The sequence below is a fragment of the Mycobacterium celatum genome (assembly GCF_002101595.1).
GTDB classification, from domain to species: Bacteria; Actinomycetota; Actinomycetes; order Mycobacteriales; family Mycobacteriaceae; genus Mycobacterium; species Mycobacterium celatum.
The window spans coordinates 26,366-46,933 of the sequence record NZ_LQOM01000016.1 but is presented as its reverse complement, the minus strand read 5'-3'; the positions used below and the strand labels follow the sequence as shown (position 1 = coordinate 46,933).

Below are 20,568 nucleotides of genomic sequence, written 5' to 3'. Positions count from 1 at the left end.
TGGTACGACGCGGTGAGGTAGCGATGGACGTCATCAAATTGCTCGTGGCTGGTGTGGTGACCGTTGGTGCCCTGCTCAGTGCGCCGGTGCCGGTTGCGTCCGCCCAGCCGTGTCCGGACGTCGAGGTGGTGTTCGCCCGCGGAACGGCCGAGCCACCCGGTGTCGGCGGGGTCGGGCAGGCCTTCGTCGACGCACTGAATGCCCGGGCCGGCGGCAGGTCGGTCAGCGTCTATCCGGTCAACTACCCCGCCAGCAGCGATTTCGGCGCCGGCATCGAGTTCGCCCGAACTTTCGTCGACGGGATTCGCGACGCCGGCGGTCACATCGAGTCCACGGCGGCGAACTGCCCCAACACCAGGATCGTGCTCGGCGGATACTCCCAGGGCGCGGCGTTGGCCGGTTTCGTCACCTCGGCCGCGATACCGAAGGAAGTGCCGGCCGAATACGCCTCGTACGTGCCCAAGCCGATGCCGGCCGAGGTTGCCAACCACGTCGCCGCGGTGACGCTGTTCGGCACGCCGTCGAATCAGTTCCTCACCGAAAACGGAGCGCCGCCCATCAGAATCGGCCCGCTGTACGCGCCCAAGACCATCCAGCTGTGTGCGCCCGACGACACCATCTGCAATGGCGCTCCCAGCGCGCCACCCACCTTCGCGCATATGGCGTACCTGACGAACGGCATGACGGACCAGGCCGCGGATTTCGCGGTGAGCCACCTATAGGTTCGCTGGGTGCTGTGATGACCACGGACGGGCCGATTCCAGTTGGGACGCAACGCGAATCAGGACATCCTCGCGGCCGTATGCGGCGGCCAGCTGGACGCCGATGGGCAGGCCCTCGGCGTTGCGGTGCAGCGGCAGGCTGATCGCCGGCTGCCCGCTCATGTTGAACGGCGGCGTGAACGCGGCGAACCGCCCGGCTCGGCGCATCGGCGCCGTCGGATGCTCCGGGTCGTTCTCGAACTCCGTCAGGAAAAGCGGCGGCTCGGCCAGTGTCGGGGTGAGTAGCAGGTCCCAGCCGTCGGCCCACCATTGCTGCAGTTCCCGCCGGAATGTCCAGACCGCGGCCTGTGCCGCGGCATAGTCGACGGCGGTCAGTCGCTGCGCCTGCTCGACCAGCGCCCAGTTCACCGGCTCGACGTCGTCTTTGGTCATTTCGCGGCCGAGCGTCTCGCCGAACCCGCGCACCGCCATCGCCATTCCCGTCGCCCACAGCGCCATGAACTTTTGCGGCAGTGTGGTGTCGGCGAGGCATTTTGGCCATGCCGGCTCGACGATGTGGCCGAGGCCCTCCAGCATCGACGCCGCTGCGCGCACCGCCGCGACGCAGTCCTGGTGCAGGAAGTCGCCGCGCGGATGGACGTCGAGCAGCCCGATGCGCAGCCGTCCGGGGTCGGCGCCCACCTCGTCGAGGTAGGGCCGCTGCGGCGGCGGCGCAATGACGCTGTCGCCGATCCCGGGACCGCGCACCGCATCCAGCAGGCCCGCAGTGTCGCGCACCGTACGGCTGACGCACAGTTCGACGCCGAGGCCCGCCTCGGCGCGCGCCGGGCCGACCGTGATGCGTCCCTGGCTCGGCTTGAGTCCGACGACCCCGCAACACGACGCCGGGATACGGATGCTGCCGCCGCCATCGGAGGCGTTGGCGAACGGGACCATGCCGACGGCTACCGCGGCGGCCGCACCACCGCTGGACCCGCCCGGCGTCCGGTCCGGCGCCCACGGGTTACGGGTCGGGCCCCAGGCCAGCGGCTGTGTGGTCGGCAGGCTGCCCAGCTCCGGGGTGTTCGTCCGCCCGGCGATGACGAGTCCGGCCGCTTTGAAGCGGGCGACCAGGGTCGTGTCGGCGGTGTCGATTATGCGGGCTTCTTTCAGGGCCACGTTGCCGTTGGACAGAGTTTGGCCGGTGAAGCTGGTGTAGAGGTCCTTGAGCAGAAAAGGGACGCCGCGAAACGGGCCATTGGGAAGGTTCGGATCGGCGGCTACTTGGCGGGCGTGGTCGAACCATTCGATGACGACGGCGTTCAGCGACGGGTTCGTCCGCTCGATCCGCTCGATCGCCGCCTCGAGGAGCTCGCCCGGCGTGACGTCGCCGTTGGCCACCAGCCTCGCCTGGTCCGTGGCATCCATCCACCGCGTCTCGTCGGCAAGACTGCTCATGGCTCACGGTTGTACCACGGCCGGCGGCGCGAAAACGGCCGGCGGCGCGAAAACGGCCGCCGACTCGAACCCTCGGTTATCCGCTCCAGACGGTGCTGGCCGAACCCGGTTAGAGCGACCCCTTGGCTGCCACCCACTCTGTGGCCTGGCCGGTCACGGCGGCGATACGGTCGTAGTCGGCGTCGTAATGCAGGACGGTCGCCCCATTGAGTTCCGCTGTCGCAGCGATGATCAGGTCGGGTAGACGGAAATGGCGGTGCTGGCTCGTCTTGGCGAGTTCTCGGTGCACATCCAATGCCCGGTTCATGGCCTCCGAGGTCACGTTCATCCAGCGATGTCCATGCAGCGCGCCCCAGACGATCTCGTAACCCTTCGGATCCGGGGCACCGTTGAGGTACTCCAGAGCCGACATCTGGCATCCTGCGAGTCGCCCCTCTGCCAATAGCGATTCGAATCGGCGGCGCACGACGTCGTGGCGACCCTGCAACACGTAGACCGTTGTGTCTGCCAAGTACACGACACCGGCCATCAGAACGCTTCGGGTTCCAGCGCCTCTTGTTCGAGTCGAGTCAGGTCGCGGCCGGCGCCGTAACGCCACGAGGAATCGGAGTCGGTGAAGTCCATCGGGACACTGTTGAGGGTGGCGACGATCTTGCCGGCTTGGGTGCGCAGCGCGAAAGAGCGCAGCGCGGCGTTGATGGTGGCGACCTTGGTGTCGGTACCCAGGACCTCTTTGGCGGCGTCGAGCCACTCGTCGTTCACGTCGACCGTGATGCGTGTCATTGGTGAAATGATACACCAATCTCATGGGCAGCTATGCACCAAAAGTATGGAAAGCGATACACCATCCGCTAGGTCCGCACCTTGATGCCTGCCGGTAGCCGTTGCTCGACCCACTGCCAGTCGATTCGCTCCTGTTCGAGACGCACTCGCTCGCCCAAACCGTCGGTGACCAGGTCCGAATACAGCTCCTGCTCGTCGGGCGTCAGACGCGTGAGGACCGCCGTCGCCGGACGGTCCTCGGTCACCCAATGATCGCGATGGGTGAGCAGAGTCTCACGGTCCATAAGCACCGACTGTGCCTGCGGCAGCCACGCCCGCAGACGGTCAAGTATGGCGAATCCATGCGTATCGATATCCCCCCAGTAACGGACATCGACTTCGGCCAGCCAACGCAGTCGGCCCACGGCATCGACGTCGAACCCCCTCCCCCAGATGACGACGCCGTTGTCGGGCACCTCCACGCTCAGATAGCTGATCTCGTTCTCGATGATCACAGCCATCCGTGGTTCGACGTTGAGTTGCGTCAACTCCTCGCAGCGCACCGCTATCTCTGTTAGCGGAGCCACCAGGCCGAGCGAGGGGGCGGGCCGTAGCCGAACCAAACCGGGCTTCGATCGAAGGCCAAGGCCAGCCAGAAATCCCGAGGCGCTCGACGACACGCCAAGCATGGCTGCCAGAACCGGGCGGTGCCTTTCGGCGAACTTGGTGTCGACTCCGGGTGCGCTGATCTCGCGCAGATAGCGATGTGATTGCCGGTTACTGTCGAGCCAAATGTAGGCGGCGATCAGCCGCGGCACCTCGGGTGCCAGTTCCAGCGCACGATGCGGATGGTCGACGATCCACTGTCGAACTCGTGGATGTTGCTGCGCGAGAACCAACAGTTCGTCGAACCGGCGAAGCGATGCCGTCACGCCCAAGAGAGCGCAGGCCTGCTCCATCGAGGACACGACCGCCCGTACGGGCAGCTGGTTACGGCCGATCTGTCTGCCGCCGATCGATTGCCATTGCAGCGTGTATCGACGGTCGTCGCGGCGGCCGGCGTCGAGAGCCGCGACCCACCTGCGGGCGGCGGCAAGGTCATCACCGACCTCCGACGGCCTGGGGCCATGGAGTGGCACCTCAATCGGATCGAAGGGGTCACCGTTGGCGTGGGCGCGCAAGAGCGATCCGTCGTCCCACCGGCGTCGGACCCTGGCGGCAATGCCATCTGGTGTGGTCCACCCGCGACTCATGGCCGCCGGCCGTCACGTCGTGTGCGGTACTCCTCGATCGTCATCGTCTGGAGCCGAGAGAAGGTTCCGGTCGGATTGTCGACGAATCCAATTGCCTTGACGTACGGCTCGATGACATGCACCTTCTGCAACGGCGTGATGATGAGAAGTTGCAGCCCGAGCGTCGCGAAGAGCTCCAGCGCATAGCGTGTCGAGATATCCGAGCCGCGCCCAAATGCCTCGTCTATGACCGCGAACCGGAAGTCGCGTGACCGCTGTGCTCCCCACTCGAGCCCGAACTGGTAGGCAAGCGACGCCGCGAGGATCGTGTACGCCAGCTTCTCCTTCTGGCCGCCGGACTTACCGTCGGAGTCGCTGTAGTGCTCCCACTCGAGGTCGGTCTCGACGTCACGCTCGGAAGCCGAGAAAACGAACCAGTTGCGCACATCGGTGACGCGTCGAGTCCAGGTCTTGTCGGATTCGGCGTAGCCGTCCCGACCGCGAAAGCGTTCGATGATCCGCTTGACGTCTCGGAACCGCTGCTCGGAGTACTGGTCGCCATCGATCGCGAGGCTGTCGTTGGTCAGGTTGCGCAAGTCCGAACGGAATTGCGCGACATCCTGATTGGTGGTGGGTTCCTTCTCGAGGCGGATGAAGCGACCCGGGTTGTAGGGCACCGCCCCGAGCGCCTCGTTGATGCGGTCGACGCGCTCGTCGATGGCCGACGCCTGCCTACCCAGCCAGTTGTTGAACCCTGCGAGCTCTTGGATGGCGTTCTTGTTGAGCTGTTCTTTGAACTCGCTTTCGAAACGCGGAAGGTCGTCGGTCGCGACGCGGTTCCGGAACGCCAGAAACTCCTGGCGCGCATCGACATTGGCGTCCATGTCAGCGCGAAGCTCGGGCCAGCGGGTCAACACCGCTGCCATGTGCTGGCCCAGGTTCAGTCCGTGACCGTTCAGTTCGCGGGTCAGCTTTTCGATCCGCCTGTGCAGATCGTCGGACAGAACCGCCTCGGTCTCGGCGCAGTCCGCTGCATGCGTCGGACGGCGCCTCCCCAGGCGCTCGTCCAGGGCAGCGTAGGACTCCCGGGCGGCTTCCAGGTCCTGTTGCTGCTGTGCTGCGATGAAATCGTCGTCGCGCTTCTTGTCGTGTTCGGCCTGCTTTGCCTTGGCGAGAGTGGTGGCGAGTTCACCGGTGAGTTTCCTGATCAGCTCGGCGACCGCACTGTCTTCCTCGGCGTTGCGGTCCAGCGCGCGCGTGATCTCCTGCAGCCGCGACGAGCCTGCCTGCAACCGAATACGTTCAGCGTCATGGTTTTTCGCGCGCGCCTCGGCTTCGTCGACGTCGAGGTCAATCCAGGAGCGAAAGCCCTGAATCCGAAGTAGGGCGTCCAGCCTTTCCTGCAGCGCCTCCCGCTGAGCGCTGAGCCCGGCCACCTCGGAGGCGGCCGCCTCGCGCTCGGCCTCTAGCTGGCCAAGTTCGGCGCGCAGCGCGGCGATCTTGCGTTCGTTGGCCCAGCCCAGCACCCACCGGCGAGGATCGTCGACGCGGTGCCGGTCGTCCTTTTCGTGTCGGTCGCCCGAACGCACCTGACCCTCGCGGGTGACAGCGCGCCGCTCGGCTTGGAACTCGGTTAAGCTTGTTGCGCAACGGAAGTCGGCACGCTTGGTGAGTTCGTTGGCCAGATAGTCCCGGAACGGCCCGTCCTTGATGTCGATGCAGTCGGCGAGCCGCAGCCAGTCGTGGTCGGCCGGTTGCAGCCGGACCTGTTGGCGGGGAACCCTCTCGTAGACCAGCTTCGCTCCGGTCGCCTTACCGCCCCGGCCACGAAACATGAGCCGTCGGCCGTTCACCCATTCGACGACGGCATCGTAATGCTGCTGCGGCACCAGCAGAGAGAGCGCGAACCCGCGCAGCACTCGTTCGGCGGCGCCCCGCCACTCGGCGTGCTCGTCGAACACGTCGAGGAGTTCACCCGCGTAGGGAAGGTCCTCCGGCGTCAGCCCGAGGGCCGCGCACATCTCGGCGCGCACCTCGACCTGCTCGACGGGCAAGTTGCTGGTGCGCTGCTCCAAGCTGGTGACCTCGTCGGTGATGACCTCGCACTTGCGTCGCAGCTCTCGCTCGCGCCCGATCGCGTCGGCGGTGGCTGCGTCGAGGCTTCGCTTTTCGGCGATCAGCCGGGGACGCTCGGTGGAGACCAGCGCGGACAAGGCCGCGAACTCCTCGCTGTCGATGACGGGTTCCAGGCCAGCGCCGGCGACTGCCGCGTCGAACAGAACCCTTGAGCCACGGCGGGTTTCGGCCTGGGCGCGGGCCTCGCTTGCGAGCCGCTCCAGCTCTCCGATGCGGTCCCCGCCCGCCCCGGCGCGCTCCTCGATCAGAGATTCGCGCTCATGCTTGAGCCGTTGCTGCGTCGTCTCGGCAGCTTCCAGTTCCCTCGACCGGGCGGCGCCGTCGGCCTCTAACCGGGCGATCTCGCCGGCCAGCAGACCGGAACGAAGCTCCGCGATGAACAGCCGCACCGCCGATCGCTCTCGCTCCAGCGCGTCACGCTCGGAAAGCGCCGCGTCGTACTTGGCCGCGGTCTGCACAATGGGCTCGAGCGCTTCGAGTTGCTCTCGCGCCCGTTTGACGGCGTCGTGCGCCTTGGTCAGATCGTCGAAGTGGGCGATGATGTCACGAACACGATCGGCCGAGTCGCTCGGCTCGAGCATGTGGTCGCGGACGAAATCGTTGAGATTGCCAACGGATTTCATCGACACCGTCTGATGGAACAGCTCGAGTGCCTGCTCGGATCGGATGCCGAGCAGCCGGCGCAACGACGTTGCGTACTTGGGGAACTCGTCGAAGATCTCAGCCCCGGACGCCCGCAGCCTCTTGCGAAGGTCGCGAAGGTCGGACCCGAAGTCGGCGAAGTCCGTGGCGATCGACAGTTGTTTGGTCGCAGTGACAAAGAACCGGTAGGGCTGTCCGGTGCTCTCGCGCTGCTGGAAGACCTGGGCCAGGGTGACCGTCTCGTCATAGCCGTGGTTGGTGAACACGCCGAGGATCACCGAGTATGTTCGCCGGTTTTCGCGCAGTCCCTTGGCGCGAGACTTGCCGGTGGCCTCGTTTCGCTCCGACTTGTAGTGGCCTTCCACGTACGAGCGCAGTGTGCGTTCCTTGGCGTCGGCGCCGGCGGCTTTGTTGTAGGCCGCTTTGTGCGACGGCACCAGCAAGGTGGTGAGCGCATCGACGATCGTCGACTTGCCGGAGCCGATGTCACCGGTCAACAGCGCGGTGTCGGTACCCGGGCTGAACCGCCAGACCTGGCCGTCGAAGGTGCCCCAGTTCAACAGCTCCGCATGCGCCAGCCGGTAACCGGCTCCTCGGGTTTCATCGAGTTGCGCTGTGGCAGTGGAGCTTTCAGTCATGGTCGACTACCGTTCCGGCGTATTCGCGCAGTTTGGCCGCGAAGTCCGACAGGGTCTGGGCGTCGACGTAGGCCTTGAGGATGCGCCGCACCTCCCACTGGTCGCGCTGACCGCGCAATTGGCGCAGGAAGCCGAGTTCGGCGGCCTTCTTGATCGTCGTCTCCGCTTGATCCACGACTCGTGCGTCGTTGGTGGATTCGGCCTGAAAGAGCCGAAGCATCTCGACGATCTGCTCGGTGCTGAGCACCAATCGGCCTTCACCGCCACTGGTTTCGAACTCGACGAGCCTCTTGCGCAAGAGCACCAGCAGGAGACTGACGTTGTATGTCAGCGCGCGCCGCCGGACCAGGCGCGGCAGCGCCTCGTCCCCGTCGTCGTCGGGTCGGGACCGAAGGTAGGCGTAGCCCTCCGCGTCGTCGATCACCACGTCGACGCCGATCTTGGCGAAATGGTCTCGGACACCGGCACCCGACCGTTCCAGGGTCAGCCAGGTGTCCTCGTCGGATTCGCGGTAGACGACCCCCTGCATCAACCGGATGATGGCGCTGGCCACCGCGTGCTCGCTGCTCATTGCCGCCGCACCGTCACTTTCGGCAGCCTGGCCCGCTTGGTGAGGTCCGGGTTGGCGGAGTCGCGGTATTCCAGGAGGGTCTCGTCGGCGTCGTCCATGTCGACCGTCAGGTCTTCGTCGCCCAGGGCAAGGTAGCCAACGATTTCTGCGGCTCCTTGCTCGATGGGGTGCACGGCAACGACGTCGGACAGCAGGGCGGAGGAGTTCTCGGGTAGAACGGCGCGGATGATCTCGGCCAGGCGGGCTTGGTCGATGTAGGTCTGGGTGAAGAGTAGGTCGGTGTCGACCTCCTCCGTCGCCGCCGAAATCTCACTTTCGACTTCGGCCGCCACCGGCGCTTGATACAGCGGCCGCTCGAACGGCAAGGTCAGCTCGATGCCCGGCTCGTCGACCTCGAGCCCGAAGGGGGGCGGGGCGTCGCGCAGCTCGAGTGCGGCGCTTTCCACGGCCCGCACCAAGTCCAGTACGCGCCGGTTCTCCAGCCAGATCTGGTCGTCGAGGAAGCGGCGCAGTTGCTCCGATATCTGCCGAACGGTGCGCTGGGCCCGGTCGGCGGCTTCCGACCAGTCGTGGTGGATACCGCGGATCCTCTGGTCCTGTTCGATCATGTCCAGCGCGGACACCTTAGCGAGCAGCCCGGCGAGCTCGGCCTGGCGCGCCTCGGAGAGCAGGAAGTCGTAGAACGCCTGGAAGCTGCGGCCCTGATCCGAGCCAGCGATCTCGGAGCGACTGCCGACCAACTCGGCAAGTAGTTCGCCCTTGGAGCCGTCCCAGGCGGCGATCTTCTCTCGCGCGGCCCGGTCGAGGAGCCGGAAATTGTCTTCGACCTCGCGAAAATCCGAGAGCAGCTCGCGTGCGGTGGCGGCGAGCTGTTGGTAGCGATCGCGGACCGCTGTCGCGTCCAGCAACTGCACGACGCCAGCCTCGACGGCCGCGATCTGCGCGTCGAGTTCGTCGCGACGACGGCGCAACTCTGCCAGCCGGACATCGGGTTCGGTTTCGGTTCCCTGCGCGATCTGTCGCAGCAGCTCGACCACGGTGTGCAGCCGGGACTCAGTACCCACGAAGGACCTGCCCTGAAGCGTCGTGACCCAGCCGTAGGCCTTCTCGAAAGCCGGCGTGACCTCATAGTGGACCTCGTCGTCTCCAGGCGGGTAGAACCGCCGCAGATACGCGGCGTCGGTTGCTGCCCAGTCCTCCAAGTACGCTCGTGGGCTCTTCGGAAATCGTGGCTGCCCGTTTTCGGCGGGTTCGTCGGCGTTGAGCGCATAGAGATGGTCGTCCAAAGCGGCCGCAACTTCGCTTGCTGAGCACGCGCCTCGGTTGCCTTCGACAAAGAACTTTCCGAGAAAGGAGAGGATCAGAGTCGCGTTACCTGCACGCAGTAGTCGCCAAGCAGGGTGTCGATCCCGCAAGGCGCGGATTGCCTCGTACTCCACACGCAGAGCGTAAGCAAGGACACCGACATGTTGGGGCAGCGAATCGCTGTCACCAGATACGGCCGTTGTGGGCGGCGCGAAAACGGCCGCCGACTGATGCCGGCGGCCGTTTCGATTTAGTAGCGGGGACAGGATTCGAACCTGCGACCTCTGGGTTATGAGCCCAGCGAGCTACCGAGCTGCTCCACCCCGCGACGGGTAAATGCAAGGTTACCGAACGCGGGCGGCGCCCACCAAATCGCGGGTCAACATGCCGCGAGCGTGCGCAAACCCGGGAATTATGTCGGCGTGTCGCCCGGGGACGCGCACGTTCGCGGGGAAGGCGACCCGTCGCTTACTTGGCGTTGTTGAACTTGGTGATCGCGTCGTCGACCCGCTGCAGCGCTGCGCCGTAGGCGGCGAAGTCGCCCTTCTTCTGGGCATCGCGCGCCGCGGCGATGGCCGCCTGGATCTCCTTCATCGCGGCGGCCTTGGCCGGCGACAACGTTGTCGCACCGTTGGGCGAGGGCGGGACGGCCGCGGCCGGCGGCGCGGGTGACGCCGGCACCGAATCGGCGGCCGGCGGCGGCGTTCCCGCCGGCGGGCTGGCCGGCGCACCGGCATCGGTCGGCGCGATCTCCGTCGCGGTGGCACCGGCGCCCGGCCCGAACAGTCCGGTCAGCGCATCACCAACGGTGGGCCCGTAGCCGATTTTGTCGTTGTACATCATTGCGACCCGGATCAGCCGCGGATACGACGACGCCGCGTCACTGGAGCCGGGCGAGGCATACACCGGTTCGACATAGAGCAGCCCGCCCTGCGCCACCGGCAGCGTTAGCAGGTTGCCCCACCGGATCCGGTTCTGGTTGTCCCGGCCGATCACACCGAGGTCTTGCGACACCGCGGTGTCGGTGGTGATCGCATTGTTGGCCAGTTTCGGCCCGTTGACCTGGCCGGGAATGGTCAGCACGGTGATCTTGCCGTACGTCGCGGGATCCGAGCTGGCGCTGATGTAGGCCGCCAGATAGTCGCGCTTGAACCTGTTCATCGCGCTCGTCAGCTGATACGACGCCGAATTGTCACCCTTGGCAAGGTTTTTCGCGACGATGTAGTACGGCGGCTGGTAGCTGCTGGCGGTCGGGTTAGGGTCCAGCGGCACATCCCAGAAATCCGACGTGGAGAAGAACGTCACCGGGTCGTTGACGTGGTATTTGGCCAGCAGCATGCGCTGCACCTTGAACAGGTCCTCCGGATAGCGCAGATGCTCGGCCAGCTCGGGGGTGATCTGGCTCTTCGGTTTGACCGTGCCCGGGAACACCTTCATCCACGCCTTGAGCACCGGATCGGCCTCGTCTTGGGCATAAAGCGTGACCGTGCCGTCGTAGGCGTCGACGGTGGCCTTCACCGAGTTGCGGATGTAAGAGACCTGCTTGTCGGGCGCCAGCCGGTTGAACGCCACCTCGTTGGAGTCGGCGGTAGCCGACGACAACGACGTCAGCTCGGAATACGGATAATTGTCCAGCGTGGTGTAGCCGTCGATGATCCACACCAGCCGCTTGTTGACGATCGCCGGGTACACCGCGCTGTCGGTGGTCAGCCACGGCGCCACCGCCTCGACGCGCTGCGCCGGATCGCGGTTGAACAGGATCTTGCTATTGGACCCGATCACGTTGGAGAACAAGAAGTTTCGCTCGGCGAACTTCGCGGCGAACACGCTGCGCGATATCCAGCTGCCGATCGGGACTCCGCCGCTGCCGGTGTAGGTGTAGTTCTTGGTTTCGGTGTTGGTCTCGTAGTCGTATTCGCGGTCGTTCCCGTTCTTTCCGACGATCGCGTAGTCGGCCGGGGTGTTGGCGATCACCGGCCCGAAATAGACGCGGGGCTGATCCAGCCGTGCCGGACCGTCGGACACCACGCCGCCGTTGGCGCCGACGACGTTGACCAGGAACTCCGGATAGCCGCCGTTCTGGTTGGGGTCGTTGGCAATACCGCGCACCGTGTTGGCCGGCGACGCGATGAACCCGTTGCCGTGGGTGTATACGGTGTGCCGGTTGATCCAGTCGCGCTGGTTGTCGATCAGCCGGTCCGGGTTGAGCTCGCGGGCCGCCACCACGTAGTCGCGCAGATTGCCGTCCCGGTCGAGGTAGCGGTCGATGGAGAGCTGGTCGGGGAAGAAGTAGAAGTTCTTGCCCTGCTGGAACTGAGTGAACGCCGGGCTGACGATCGTCGGGTCGAGCAGCCGGATGTTCGAGGTGGTAGCGCGGTCGGAGGCCACCTGCTCAGCAGTGGCGCGACCGTCGCCGCTGTAGTTGCGGTAGCTGACCACGTCTTCGGTCAACCCGTACGCTTGCCGGGTCGCGTTGATGCTTCGGCTGATGTATTCGCTTTCCTTTTGCGCCGCATTGGGTTTGACGCTGATCTGCTCGACGATCAGCGGCCAGCCGGCTCCCACGATCAGCGACGACAACAACAGCAGCACCAGGCCGATGGCTGGAATACGCAAGTCCCGCAACACGATTGCCGAGAACACCGCACCCGCGCAGATCAGCGCGATCGCCAGCAGGATCAGCTTGGCCGGCAGCACCGCGTTGATGTCGGTGTATCCGGCACCGGTGAACGGCTTGCCGGCCCGGGTGTGCGAAAGCAGCTCGTAGCGGTCCAGCCAGTAGGCAACCGCCTTGAGCAGAACCAGCGCACCGACCAGGCTGATCAACTGGATTCGCGCCGAACGGCTCAGCGCGCCGGTACGCCCGGACAGCCGGATGCCGCCGAAGATGTAGTGCGCCACCAGGTTCGCCACGAACGCCAAGAACAGCGCCACGAACAAGTAGCCGACCACCAGCCGGTAGAACGGCAGATCGAAGGCGTAGAAGCCGAGATCCTTGCCGAATTGCGGATCCCTGATGCCGAAGACGCCGCCGTGCAGGAACAGCTGGATACGCACCCAGTAGGTCTGCGCGATGATGCCGGCCAGCAGGCCGATCATCGCCGGGACTCCGATTCCGATCAGCCGCAGCCGCGAAAGCACCACGGTGCGATACCGCGCCACCGGATCGTTGCCGTTGCTCGGCACGAACACCGGACGGGTCCGGTAGGCCAGCGCCAGCCCGCCGAACACGATGCCGCCGACCAGCAGCCCCACCACCAAAAACACCGCGAAGCGGGTCATCAGCACGGTCGTGAAGACCGATCGGTAGCCCAGTTCGCCGAACCACAGCCAGTCGACGTAGGCGTCGATCAGTCGCGGACCTACCAGCAGCAGCAATATCACTACCAGCGCGATCGCGATCAGAATCCGGCTGCGCCGAGTAAGCTTCGGCATTCTCGCCGTGGGCCGCATTCCCACTACTTACGCTCCCTGGCCGTTTGTATCGACGGTCACAACTGTACGCAGGGTTTCAGCAACTCGGCGGCTGCCCACCCGACGTCACCGCGTGCAGCGCATCCACCGCCTGCCCGAGGTTCTCGACCTTCACCAGCTGCAGTCCGGGCAGCTTGTCCGAGCTTGCCTCGTAGCAGTTCTTGGCCGGCACCAAAAACACCGTGGCCCCGGCCGCGCGGGCGGCACTCATCTTGTGCACGATGCCGCCGATGGGGCCCACCTTGCCCTCGGCGGTGATGGTGCCGGTGCCCGCGACGAACTTCGAGCCGGCCAAATCGCCGGTGGTGAGTTTGTCGACGACGGCGAGGCTGAACATCAGCCCCGCGGAGGGGCCGCCGACGTTGGCGAGGTTGAAGTCGATGGCGAACGGCGCCCACGGCGCGTCCAACACCGACACCCCCAAAAAGCCGTAGCCCCGATCGGGGTTGGCGCCTAACGTGATCCGCGCAGTGCCGGGCGGGGCGTTCTTGCGCCGGAAGTCGATGGTGACCGACTGGCCGGGCTTGGTTTTCTTCAGCAGCGACGTGAACTGCTCAACGTTGGCCACCGGTGTGCCGTCGACCGCGTCGAGCGCATCGCCGTCCTGCAGCTTGCCCTTCGACGGTCCCGGGTCGCTCACCGCGGCAACGGTCACCGCCTGCGGGTACTTCAGATACCCGAGGGCGGCGTACTCGGCGCTGTCCTCGGACTGCCGAAAATCCGCGTTGTTGGCCTTGTCGACTTCGTCACGCGACTTGCCCGGCGGGTAAACCAGGTCACGCGGCACCAGCTGCTCCTGCCCGGACAGCCACAGCGTCAGCGCCTCCCCCAGGCTCAGGCCGTCGCGCTGCGACACCGTCGTCATGTTCAGGTGACCGGTCGTGGGATGCGTCTGAGTGCCCTCGATGTCGACCACCTGTTTGCCGTCGACCTCACCGAGCGTGTCAAACGTCGGACCTGGACCCAGTGACACGTAGGGCACCGTCGCCACCGCCAGCAGCACGCCGAACGCCACAATCGGCACCAGCGCGACGATCAGCGTCAGAATCCGCCTGTTCACGTCGCCTACCCTAGGCTGTCGTGGTGGCGACCCGCTCCGCCCTTTGCCGCGCCGGCGATCGCTACCAGGTGCCGTTCACTGTCAGCGTGACGGCGGATCGCTCGCGGCGGTTCGGCGATGAGTACCGTTGGGGGTATGGCTGACCCGCCTTTCGGCTTCTCCGCCGGCGACGACCCCGAGCGCGACAAGCCGGGCAAAGACGACTCGGGCTCCACCGACCCGTTCGGGATGGGCGGCAATTTCGATATGGCCGACCTGGGCCAGATCTTCACCCGTCTCGGGCAGATGTTCAGCGGCGCCGGAACAGTGATGGCGTCCGGGAAGGCCTCCGGCCCGGTGAACTACGAACTGGCGCGTCAGCTGGCATCCAGTTCGATCGGTTTCGTGCCGCCGATCCCGGCCGCCACCCGATCGGCGATCAGCGATGCCGTGCACCTCGCCGAAACCTGGCTGGACGGGGCGACCGCACTACCGGCCGGCACCACCAAGGCCGTCGCCTGGAGCCCCACCGACTGGGTGGACAACACGCTGGAAACCTGGAAACGGTTGTGCGATCCGATGGCTCAGCAGATTGCCACCGTGTGGGCGGCAGCGCTACCCGAAGAGGCCAAGAACATGGCCGGCCCGCTGCTGGCGATGATGTCGCAAATGGGTGGGATGGCGTTCGGCTCGCAGCTCGGCCAAGCGTTGGGCCGGCTGTCCCGCGAGGTGCTGACGTCCACCGACATCGGATTGCCGTTGGGCCCCAAGGGAATTGCGGCACTGCTGCCGGACGCGGTGGAATCCTTCGCCGACGGGCTGGAGCAGCCGCGCAGTGAGATCGTGACATACCTGGCGGCCCGCGAGGCCGCCCACCACCGGCTGTTCAGCCATGTGCCGTGGTTGTCCAGTCAGCTGCTCGGCGCCGTGGAGGCCTACGCCAACGGCATGAAGATCGACATGGCCGGAATCGAGGAGCTGGCAAGGGATTTCAACCCGGCGTCGCTGACCGATCCGTCGGCGGTGGAAGACCTGTTGACGCAGGGCGTGTTCGAGCCCAAGGCGACACCCGAGCAGACCCAGGCACTCGAACGGCTCGAGACACTGCTGGCGTTGATCGAGGGGTGGGTACATACCGTGGTGACCGCCGCACTGGGCGATCGCATCCCGGGTGCGGCCGCACTGGCCGAGACGCTGCGCCGGCGCCGGGCCACCGGCGGACCCGCCGAGCAGACGTTCGCGACGCTGGTCGGTTTGGAACTTCGTCCGCGCAAACTGCGGGAAGCCGCGGTGCTGTGGGAGCGCCTCACCCAGGCCGCCGGCGTGGACGCCCGCGACGCGGTGTGGCAGCACCCCGATCTGCTGCCGGAGGCCGAGGACCTCGACGAGCCCGCCGGCTTCATCGACCGGGTCATCGGCGGCGACACCAGCGGCATCGACGAGGCGATCGCCGAGTTCGAGCGCGGCGTCGACCCCGGCCCCGACGGCTCTGTGGATAGCTGAGCGGAGCGTCGCGCCCGACGTGGCACAGTCGCGACCGTGCCGAGCACGCTGTACGCGCTTGATCCGGCGATGCCGGTGCTGGTACGCCCCGATGGCGCGGTGCAGGTGGGCTGGGATCCGCGCCGCGCCGTGCTGGTCCAGCCGCCACGTGGCCTGACCGCCGTCAAGCTGGCCGCGCTGCTGCGCGGCATGCAGTCGCCGGTGCCCATCAGCGAGCTGCACCGGCGCGCGGACGCGGTGTCCGCGCAGGACCTCGACGATCTCGTCGCGCAATTGGTCGACGCCGGCGTCGCCGCCCGCAGTCGCCCGCGGCCCGGCCGGTCGGCGTCGATCCGGGTCCATGGCCGCGGACCGCTGTCGGATCTGCTGCTCGGGGCGCTGCGCTGCTCGGGTGCCCGGATCAAGCACAGCAGCCAGCCGCATGCCGTGGTGACCCACACCGGCACCGACCTGGTGATCTTGTCGGACTACCTAGTGGCCGACCCGCGGATGGTGCGTGAACTGCACAGCCAGCGCGTCGCACATCTCCCCGTCCGGGTGCGCGACGGCGCGGGGCTGGTCGGGCCGCTGGTTATCCCCGGGGTGACCAGCTGTTTGGGGTGCGCCGATTTGCACCGCCGGGACCGCGACGCGGCCTGGCCCGCCGTCGCCGCGCAACTGCGCGACGCCGTCGGCACCGCCGACCGGGCGACGCTGCTGGCGACGGCGGCGCTGGCGCTCAGCCAGGTCAACCGGGTGATCGGAGCGGTGCGCGGCGGAGACACAGCACGCGATCCGGGGCCGCCCACCGCGTTGAATGCCACCCTCGAATTCGACGTTCATGCCGGCTCGATTGTGGCGCGGCAGTGGCCGCGCCACCCACTGTGTTTTTGTTGACATCGCGCGTTGCCAACTCGATGCGGGCGACGGTCGGGCAGTCATGGATGATGGGTATGTGACAGACATCAAGCGGGGCCGCGCGGCGCGCAACGCGAAGTTGGCCGGCCTGTCGGTGAACATCGCCGGCCGCACAGCGCTCGGCTTCGGCAAGCGACTGACCGGCAAGTCCAGGGACGAAGTCAACGCCGAGCTGATGGAAAAGGCGGCCCATCAGCTGTTCACCGTCCTCGGCGAGCTCAAGGGCGGCGCGATGAAGGTCGGCCAGGCGCTGTCGGTGATGGAGGCCGCCATCCCCGAGGAGTTCGGCGAGCCCTACCGGGAAGCGCTGACCAAGCTGCAAAAGGATGCGCCGCCGCTGGCGGCACACAAGGTGCACCGGGTGCTCGACGCCCAGCTCGGCACCAAGTGGCGCTCCCGGTTCGTCGACTTCGACGACACCCCGGTTGCGTCGGCCAGCATCGGGCAGGTCCACAAGGCGGTGTGGCACGACGGCCGCGAGGTTGCGGTCAAGATTCAGTACCCGGGTGCCGACGAGGCGCTGCGCGCCGACCTCAAGACCATGCAGCGCATGGTCGGCGTGCTCAAGCAGCTCGCACCCGGCGCCGACGTCCAGGGCGTGGTCGACGAGCTGATCGAACGGACCGAGATGGAGCTGGACTACCGGCTGGAGGCCGATAACCAGCGCGCGTTCGCCAAGGCCTACGCCGACGACCCGCACTTCGTGGTGCCTCACATCGTCGCGAGCGCCCCCAAGGTAGTGATCCAGGAGTGGATCGACGGGATCCCGATGTCGGAGATCATCCGCAGCGGCACCGTCGAGCAACGCGACATCATGGGCACCCGGCTGATGGAGCTGACCCTCGGCGCGCCGCGGCGGCTGGAGATGATGCACGGCGACGCCCATCCCGGCAATTTCATGCTGCTGGCCGATGACCGCATGGGTGTCATCGACTTCGGCGCGGTGGCGCCGCTGCCCGGCGGTTTGCCGATCGAGCTGGGGATGACGATTCGGCTGGCCCGCGAGAAGAACTACGACCTGCTGCTGCCGACGATGGAGAAGGCCGGCCTGATCCAAAAGGGTCAGCAGGTGTCGGTGCGCGACATCGACGAGATGCTGCGCCAGTACGTGGAACCGGTCGAGGTCGAGGTGTTCCACTACACCCGCAAATGGCTCCAGAGGATGGCCGGGAAGCAGATCGACCGCTCGGTCACCCAGATCAAGACTGTGCGCCAAATGGACCTGCCGCCCAAGTTGGCCATTCCGATGCGGGTGATCGCGTCGACGACGGCCATCCTGTGCCAGCTCGATGCGCATGTGCCGATCAAGGCGCTGTCGGAGGAGCTGGTGCCCGGCTTCGCCGAACCCGACGCCGCTGTTGTTTAAACCGCCGCGAGGGTGCAACAGCCGACGTTGTCACTCGACAAACGCGTCGGCAGTTGCACTTTCGTGGTGTTAGGCAGCGACGGCGTCCTTGCGCGGACGGCCGCGGGGCCGCTTGCGGCTGACAATCGAACCGCGGTCCAGGATTTCGCCGCCCCACACACCCCACGGCTCGCCGCGTTCCAGCGCCGCAGCCAGGCACTGGGTGCGAATCGGGCAGTCGGCGCACAGAGCCTTGGCGCGCTCCAAGTCGTCGGGACTGTCGGCGAACCACAGGTCGGGATCGCCGACGTGACACGGCAATTCCGGCAGCATTTCGTCGCGGACCGTCTGTCTCGACATGTCCTGGTCACCTGCTTCCTGGTCTGGTTGCGGTCTTTGGAAGATCCGGACCAGGTGGCAGGTTGCCGACCCGAAAACTGTGGCCACGGATCTTGTTTCGAGTCCGTGGCCATTGAGGGGCTATTCCCTAGAACCTAGGTGGAGCCCCGATCCACGGACGCGTTGGTAGCGCCGCCGATGCGGCCGCCGCAGCGGCATGCGCGACATGGCGGGAGCCAGTCTTACGAGCCCAGCCGGCCAGGCCTACGCCGAATGCGTTCATGGTGATCATCGTGGCTCCCTCCTTCCGTGCGCTGCCGTAAGAATTGCGGTTCCAGGCTAAACGGTAGCAGGCCGGCGGGGCAAACGATTTTCTGAGCTGGGGTTTTGTGGCGACCCGCTGCGCCCGGCTTCGCCGCGCTTGCGATCGCCACGGGGTTTAGCCCCGGCTGCGGACCAGCTCCAACACGTCCGGCCCGAACTGCTCGAGCTTGCGGGCACCGATACCGGGGATCGCGACCAGCGCAGCGTCGTCGGCGGGCAGCGTCTCCGCGATCGCGATCAGCGTGTTGTCGCTGAACACGACGTAGGCGGGCACGTTGAGCTCCTTGGCGGTGCGCAGCCGCCAGTCCTTGAGCCGCAGCAACAACTCGTCGTCGATGTCGGCGGCGCACGTTTCGCAGCGGCGCAACATGATGGCCGCCGGCGTGGTCAGCGCCTTGTTGCAAATGCGGCAACGCGATGCGGCGCCGCGGTTGCGCCGCGGCTTACTGGGTGTCGGGTCGGACTGCGTCTGCGGGGCGATCCCGTTGAGAAACCGTGACGGCTTGCGGCTCTGCCGCCCGCCCGGCGTCCGCGACAACGCCCAGCTGAGGGCCAAATGCACACGCGCCCTGGTGATTCCGACGTAAAGCAGCCGCCGCTCTTCCTCCACGGGTTCACTGTCGGCACCGTGCGCCAACGCGTGGCTGATCGGCAGCGTGCCGTCGGCCAGGCCGACCAGAAACACTGCGTCCCACTCCAACCCCTTGGCGGCGTGCAGCGACGCCAGGGTGACACCCTGCACCACCGGCGGGTGACGGGCGTCGGCGCGCATTCGCAGCTCGGCCAGCAACCCGGGCAGGTGCAGTTGCGGGCGGTGCGCCACCTCCTCGTCGACCAGTTCGGCCAAGGAGCTCAGCGCCTCCCAGCGCTCGCGGGCCCGGGTGCCCGCCGGCGGCTGCGCCGTCAACCCCAGCGGTTCGAGCAGCCCGCGCACCACGTCCGGCAGATCGCCCTCGACGCCCTGGTTTGCCGCGCGCTGCAACACCAGCAGCGCCTGGCGGATCTCCTGACGGCTGAAAAACCCCTCGCCGCCGCGCACCTGATAGGGAATGCCGGCCTCGGTCAGCGCCTCCTCGTACACCTCGGACTGGGCGTTGATCCGGTAGAGCACCGCGATCTCCGCCGGCGCAGTGCCCGCTGCGACGAGCTTCGCGATGGCCTTGGCCACTGCGGCGGCCTCGGCGACCTCGTCGGGATGCTCGTGAAACGACGGCACCGGGCCCGGATCGCGCTGGCCGACGAGGTGCAGCTTGCTGCCGGCGACCCGTCCGCGGGCGGCGGCGATCACCCGGTTGGCCAGCGACACCACCTGCGGGGTGGAGCGGTAATCCCGTTCGAGGCGCACCACGGTGGCCTCCGGGAACCGCCGGGAGAAGTCGAGCAGGTAGCGCGGGCTGGCGCCGGTGAACGAGTAGATGGTCTGGTTGGCGTCGCCGACGACGGTCAGGTCGTCACGCTCGCCGAGCCACGCCGAGAGCACCCGCTGCTGCAGCGGGGTGACGTCCTGGTATTCGTCGACGACGAAGCAGCGGTACCGGTCGCGGAATTCCTCGGCGACGGCGGTGTCGTTTTCGATCGCGCCCGCGGTGTGCAACAGCAGGTCGTCGAAGTCGAGCAGCGCGGGGCCGTCGCTGCGGGCCTTGAGCGACTCGTAGCCGCCGTACACCGCGGCGACCCGCGCGGCGTCCAACGGGATGTCGCGACCGGCCTGGGCGACCGCCTCGGGGTACTGCTCCGGGGAGATCAACGACGCCTTGGCCCACTCGATTTCGCCGGCCAGATCCCGCACGTCGTCGGTGCCCAGTTGCAGCCCGGCGCGGTTGGCTGCGCGGGCGACGACGGCGAACTTGGTGTCCAGCAGCTGCCAACCGGTGTCGCCGACGACCCGCGGCCAGAAATAACGCAGTTGGCGGTGTGCGGCCGCGTGGAAAGTCATTGCCTGGACATTGCCGATGCCGAGCGCCCGCAGCCGCGAGCGCATCTCGCCGGCCGCGCGCTGGGTGAACGTCACCGCCAGCACCTGCCCGGCGGAGATGTGGCCGGCGGCGACCAGCTGGGCGATGCGGTGCGTGATGGTGCGGGTCTTGCCGGTCCCGGCGCCGGCCAGCACGCAGACCGGTCCGCGGGGCGCCAGCACGGCCTCGCGCTGCTCCTCATCGAGATCGGCAAGCAAGGCGTCCGCGATCACCGGCATGCCGTCCA

Annotated in this window: 15 protein-coding genes and 1 tRNA gene; 4 read left to right on the top strand and 12 right to left on the bottom strand. The window is 66.9% G+C overall.

Translation table 11 applies throughout. The features are described 5' to 3' along the window. Positions 1-23: 23 nt before the first annotated feature. Complete coding sequence (locus AWB95_RS03900; RefSeq protein WP_062541526.1) at positions 24-722, top strand: cutinase family protein; 699 nt, start codon at positions 24-26, stop codon at positions 720-722. Here AWB95_RS03900 and AWB95_RS03895 read toward each other — a convergent pair. From AWB95_RS03895 to AWB95_RS03850, 10 genes are all read right to left on the bottom strand, one after another. Then, on the bottom strand, positions 717-2,159 hold the full coding sequence (locus tag AWB95_RS03895; protein ID WP_085167694.1) for an amidase: 1,443 nt from the start codon (positions 2,157-2,159) through the stop codon (positions 717-719). The two genes, AWB95_RS03900 and AWB95_RS03895, sit on opposite strands and share 6 nt — an antisense overlap. A 109-nt stretch (positions 2,160-2,268) precedes the next feature. Next, on the bottom strand, positions 2,269-2,688 hold the full coding sequence (locus AWB95_RS03890) for a PIN domain nuclease (RefSeq protein WP_198157784.1): 420 nt from the start codon (positions 2,686-2,688) through the stop codon (positions 2,269-2,271). Then, a complete protein-coding gene (locus AWB95_RS03885; RefSeq protein ID WP_062539963.1) occupies positions 2,688-2,942 on the bottom strand; it encodes a type II toxin-antitoxin system VapB family antitoxin in 255 nt (84 codons plus the stop codon). The genes AWB95_RS03890 and AWB95_RS03885 overlap by 1 nt, the downstream gene beginning before the upstream one ends. A 68-nt stretch (positions 2,943-3,010) precedes the next feature. Beyond that, positions 3,011-4,174: a Wadjet anti-phage system protein JetD domain-containing protein gene (locus AWB95_RS03880; RefSeq protein WP_062539964.1), complete on the bottom strand. Its 1,164-nt coding sequence runs from the start codon at positions 4,172-4,174 to the stop codon at positions 3,011-3,013. Continuing rightward, positions 4,171-7,569, bottom strand: a complete 3,399-nt coding sequence (locus AWB95_RS03875) for an ATP-binding protein (RefSeq protein ID WP_085167692.1) — start codon at positions 7,567-7,569, stop codon at positions 4,171-4,173. Before AWB95_RS03875 ends, AWB95_RS03880 begins: the two co-directional genes overlap by 4 nt. Then, the gene (locus AWB95_RS03870) at positions 7,562-8,140 is read right to left on the bottom strand and encodes a DUF4194 domain-containing protein (RefSeq protein ID WP_062539965.1); all 579 of its coding nucleotides are present in this window, start codon (positions 8,138-8,140) and stop codon (positions 7,562-7,564) included. Before AWB95_RS03870 ends, AWB95_RS03875 begins: the two co-directional genes overlap by 8 nt. Continuing rightward, positions 8,137-9,579, bottom strand: a complete 1,443-nt coding sequence (locus AWB95_RS03865; protein WP_062539966.1) for a DUF3375 domain-containing protein — start codon at positions 9,577-9,579, stop codon at positions 8,137-8,139. Before AWB95_RS03865 ends, AWB95_RS03870 begins: the two co-directional genes overlap by 4 nt. 120 nt (positions 9,580-9,699) lie before the next feature. Then, positions 9,700-9,773, bottom strand: a tRNA-Met gene (locus AWB95_RS03860). Positions 9,774-9,913: 140 nt separating this feature from the next. Next, positions 9,914-12,904 carry a UPF0182 family protein gene (locus AWB95_RS03855; protein ID WP_085167690.1) on the bottom strand — a complete coding sequence of 997 codons (2,991 nt, stop codon included), beginning with the start codon at positions 12,902-12,904 and terminating at the stop codon, positions 9,914-9,916. Positions 12,905-12,956: 52 nt separating this feature from the next. After that, complete coding sequence (locus AWB95_RS03850) at positions 12,957-13,979, bottom strand: YlbL family protein (protein ID WP_062540816.1); 1,023 nt, start codon at positions 13,977-13,979, stop codon at positions 12,957-12,959. Between the two features lie 117 nt (positions 13,980-14,096). Here AWB95_RS03850 and AWB95_RS03845 point away from each other — a divergent pair, with 117 nt between their 5' ends. The 3 genes from AWB95_RS03845 (at position 14,097) to AWB95_RS03835 (ending at position 17,724) form a co-directional block, all read left to right on the top strand. Further along, on the top strand, positions 14,097-15,461 hold the full coding sequence (locus tag AWB95_RS03845; RefSeq protein ID WP_169714635.1) for a zinc-dependent metalloprotease: 1,365 nt from the start codon (positions 14,097-14,099) through the stop codon (positions 15,459-15,461). A 69-nt stretch (positions 15,462-15,530) separates the two neighbouring features. Beyond that, positions 15,531-16,337 (top strand): cyclodehydratase, encoded by an 807-nt coding sequence (locus tag AWB95_RS03840; protein WP_085167765.1) that lies wholly within the window; start codon positions 15,531-15,533, stop codon positions 16,335-16,337. Between the two features lie 43 nt (positions 16,338-16,380). Next, positions 16,381-17,724: a macrolide-binding ATPase MABP-1 gene (locus tag AWB95_RS03835; protein WP_085167688.1), complete on the top strand. Its 1,344-nt coding sequence runs from the start codon at positions 16,381-16,383 to the stop codon at positions 17,722-17,724. Between the two features lie 69 nt (positions 17,725-17,793). Here the strand turns inward: AWB95_RS03835 and AWB95_RS03830 are convergent, their stop codons facing one another. Further along, positions 17,794-18,063, bottom strand: coding sequence for a WhiB family transcriptional regulator (locus AWB95_RS03830; protein WP_062540731.1), 270 nt, complete (start codon positions 18,061-18,063; stop codon positions 17,794-17,796). 418 nt (positions 18,064-18,481) lie between these two features. Then, positions 18,482-20,560 (bottom strand): ATP-dependent DNA helicase UvrD2, encoded by a 2,079-nt coding sequence (locus tag AWB95_RS03825; protein ID WP_169714634.1) that lies wholly within the window; start codon positions 20,558-20,560, stop codon positions 18,482-18,484. Positions 20,561-20,568: the final 8 nt, after the last annotated feature.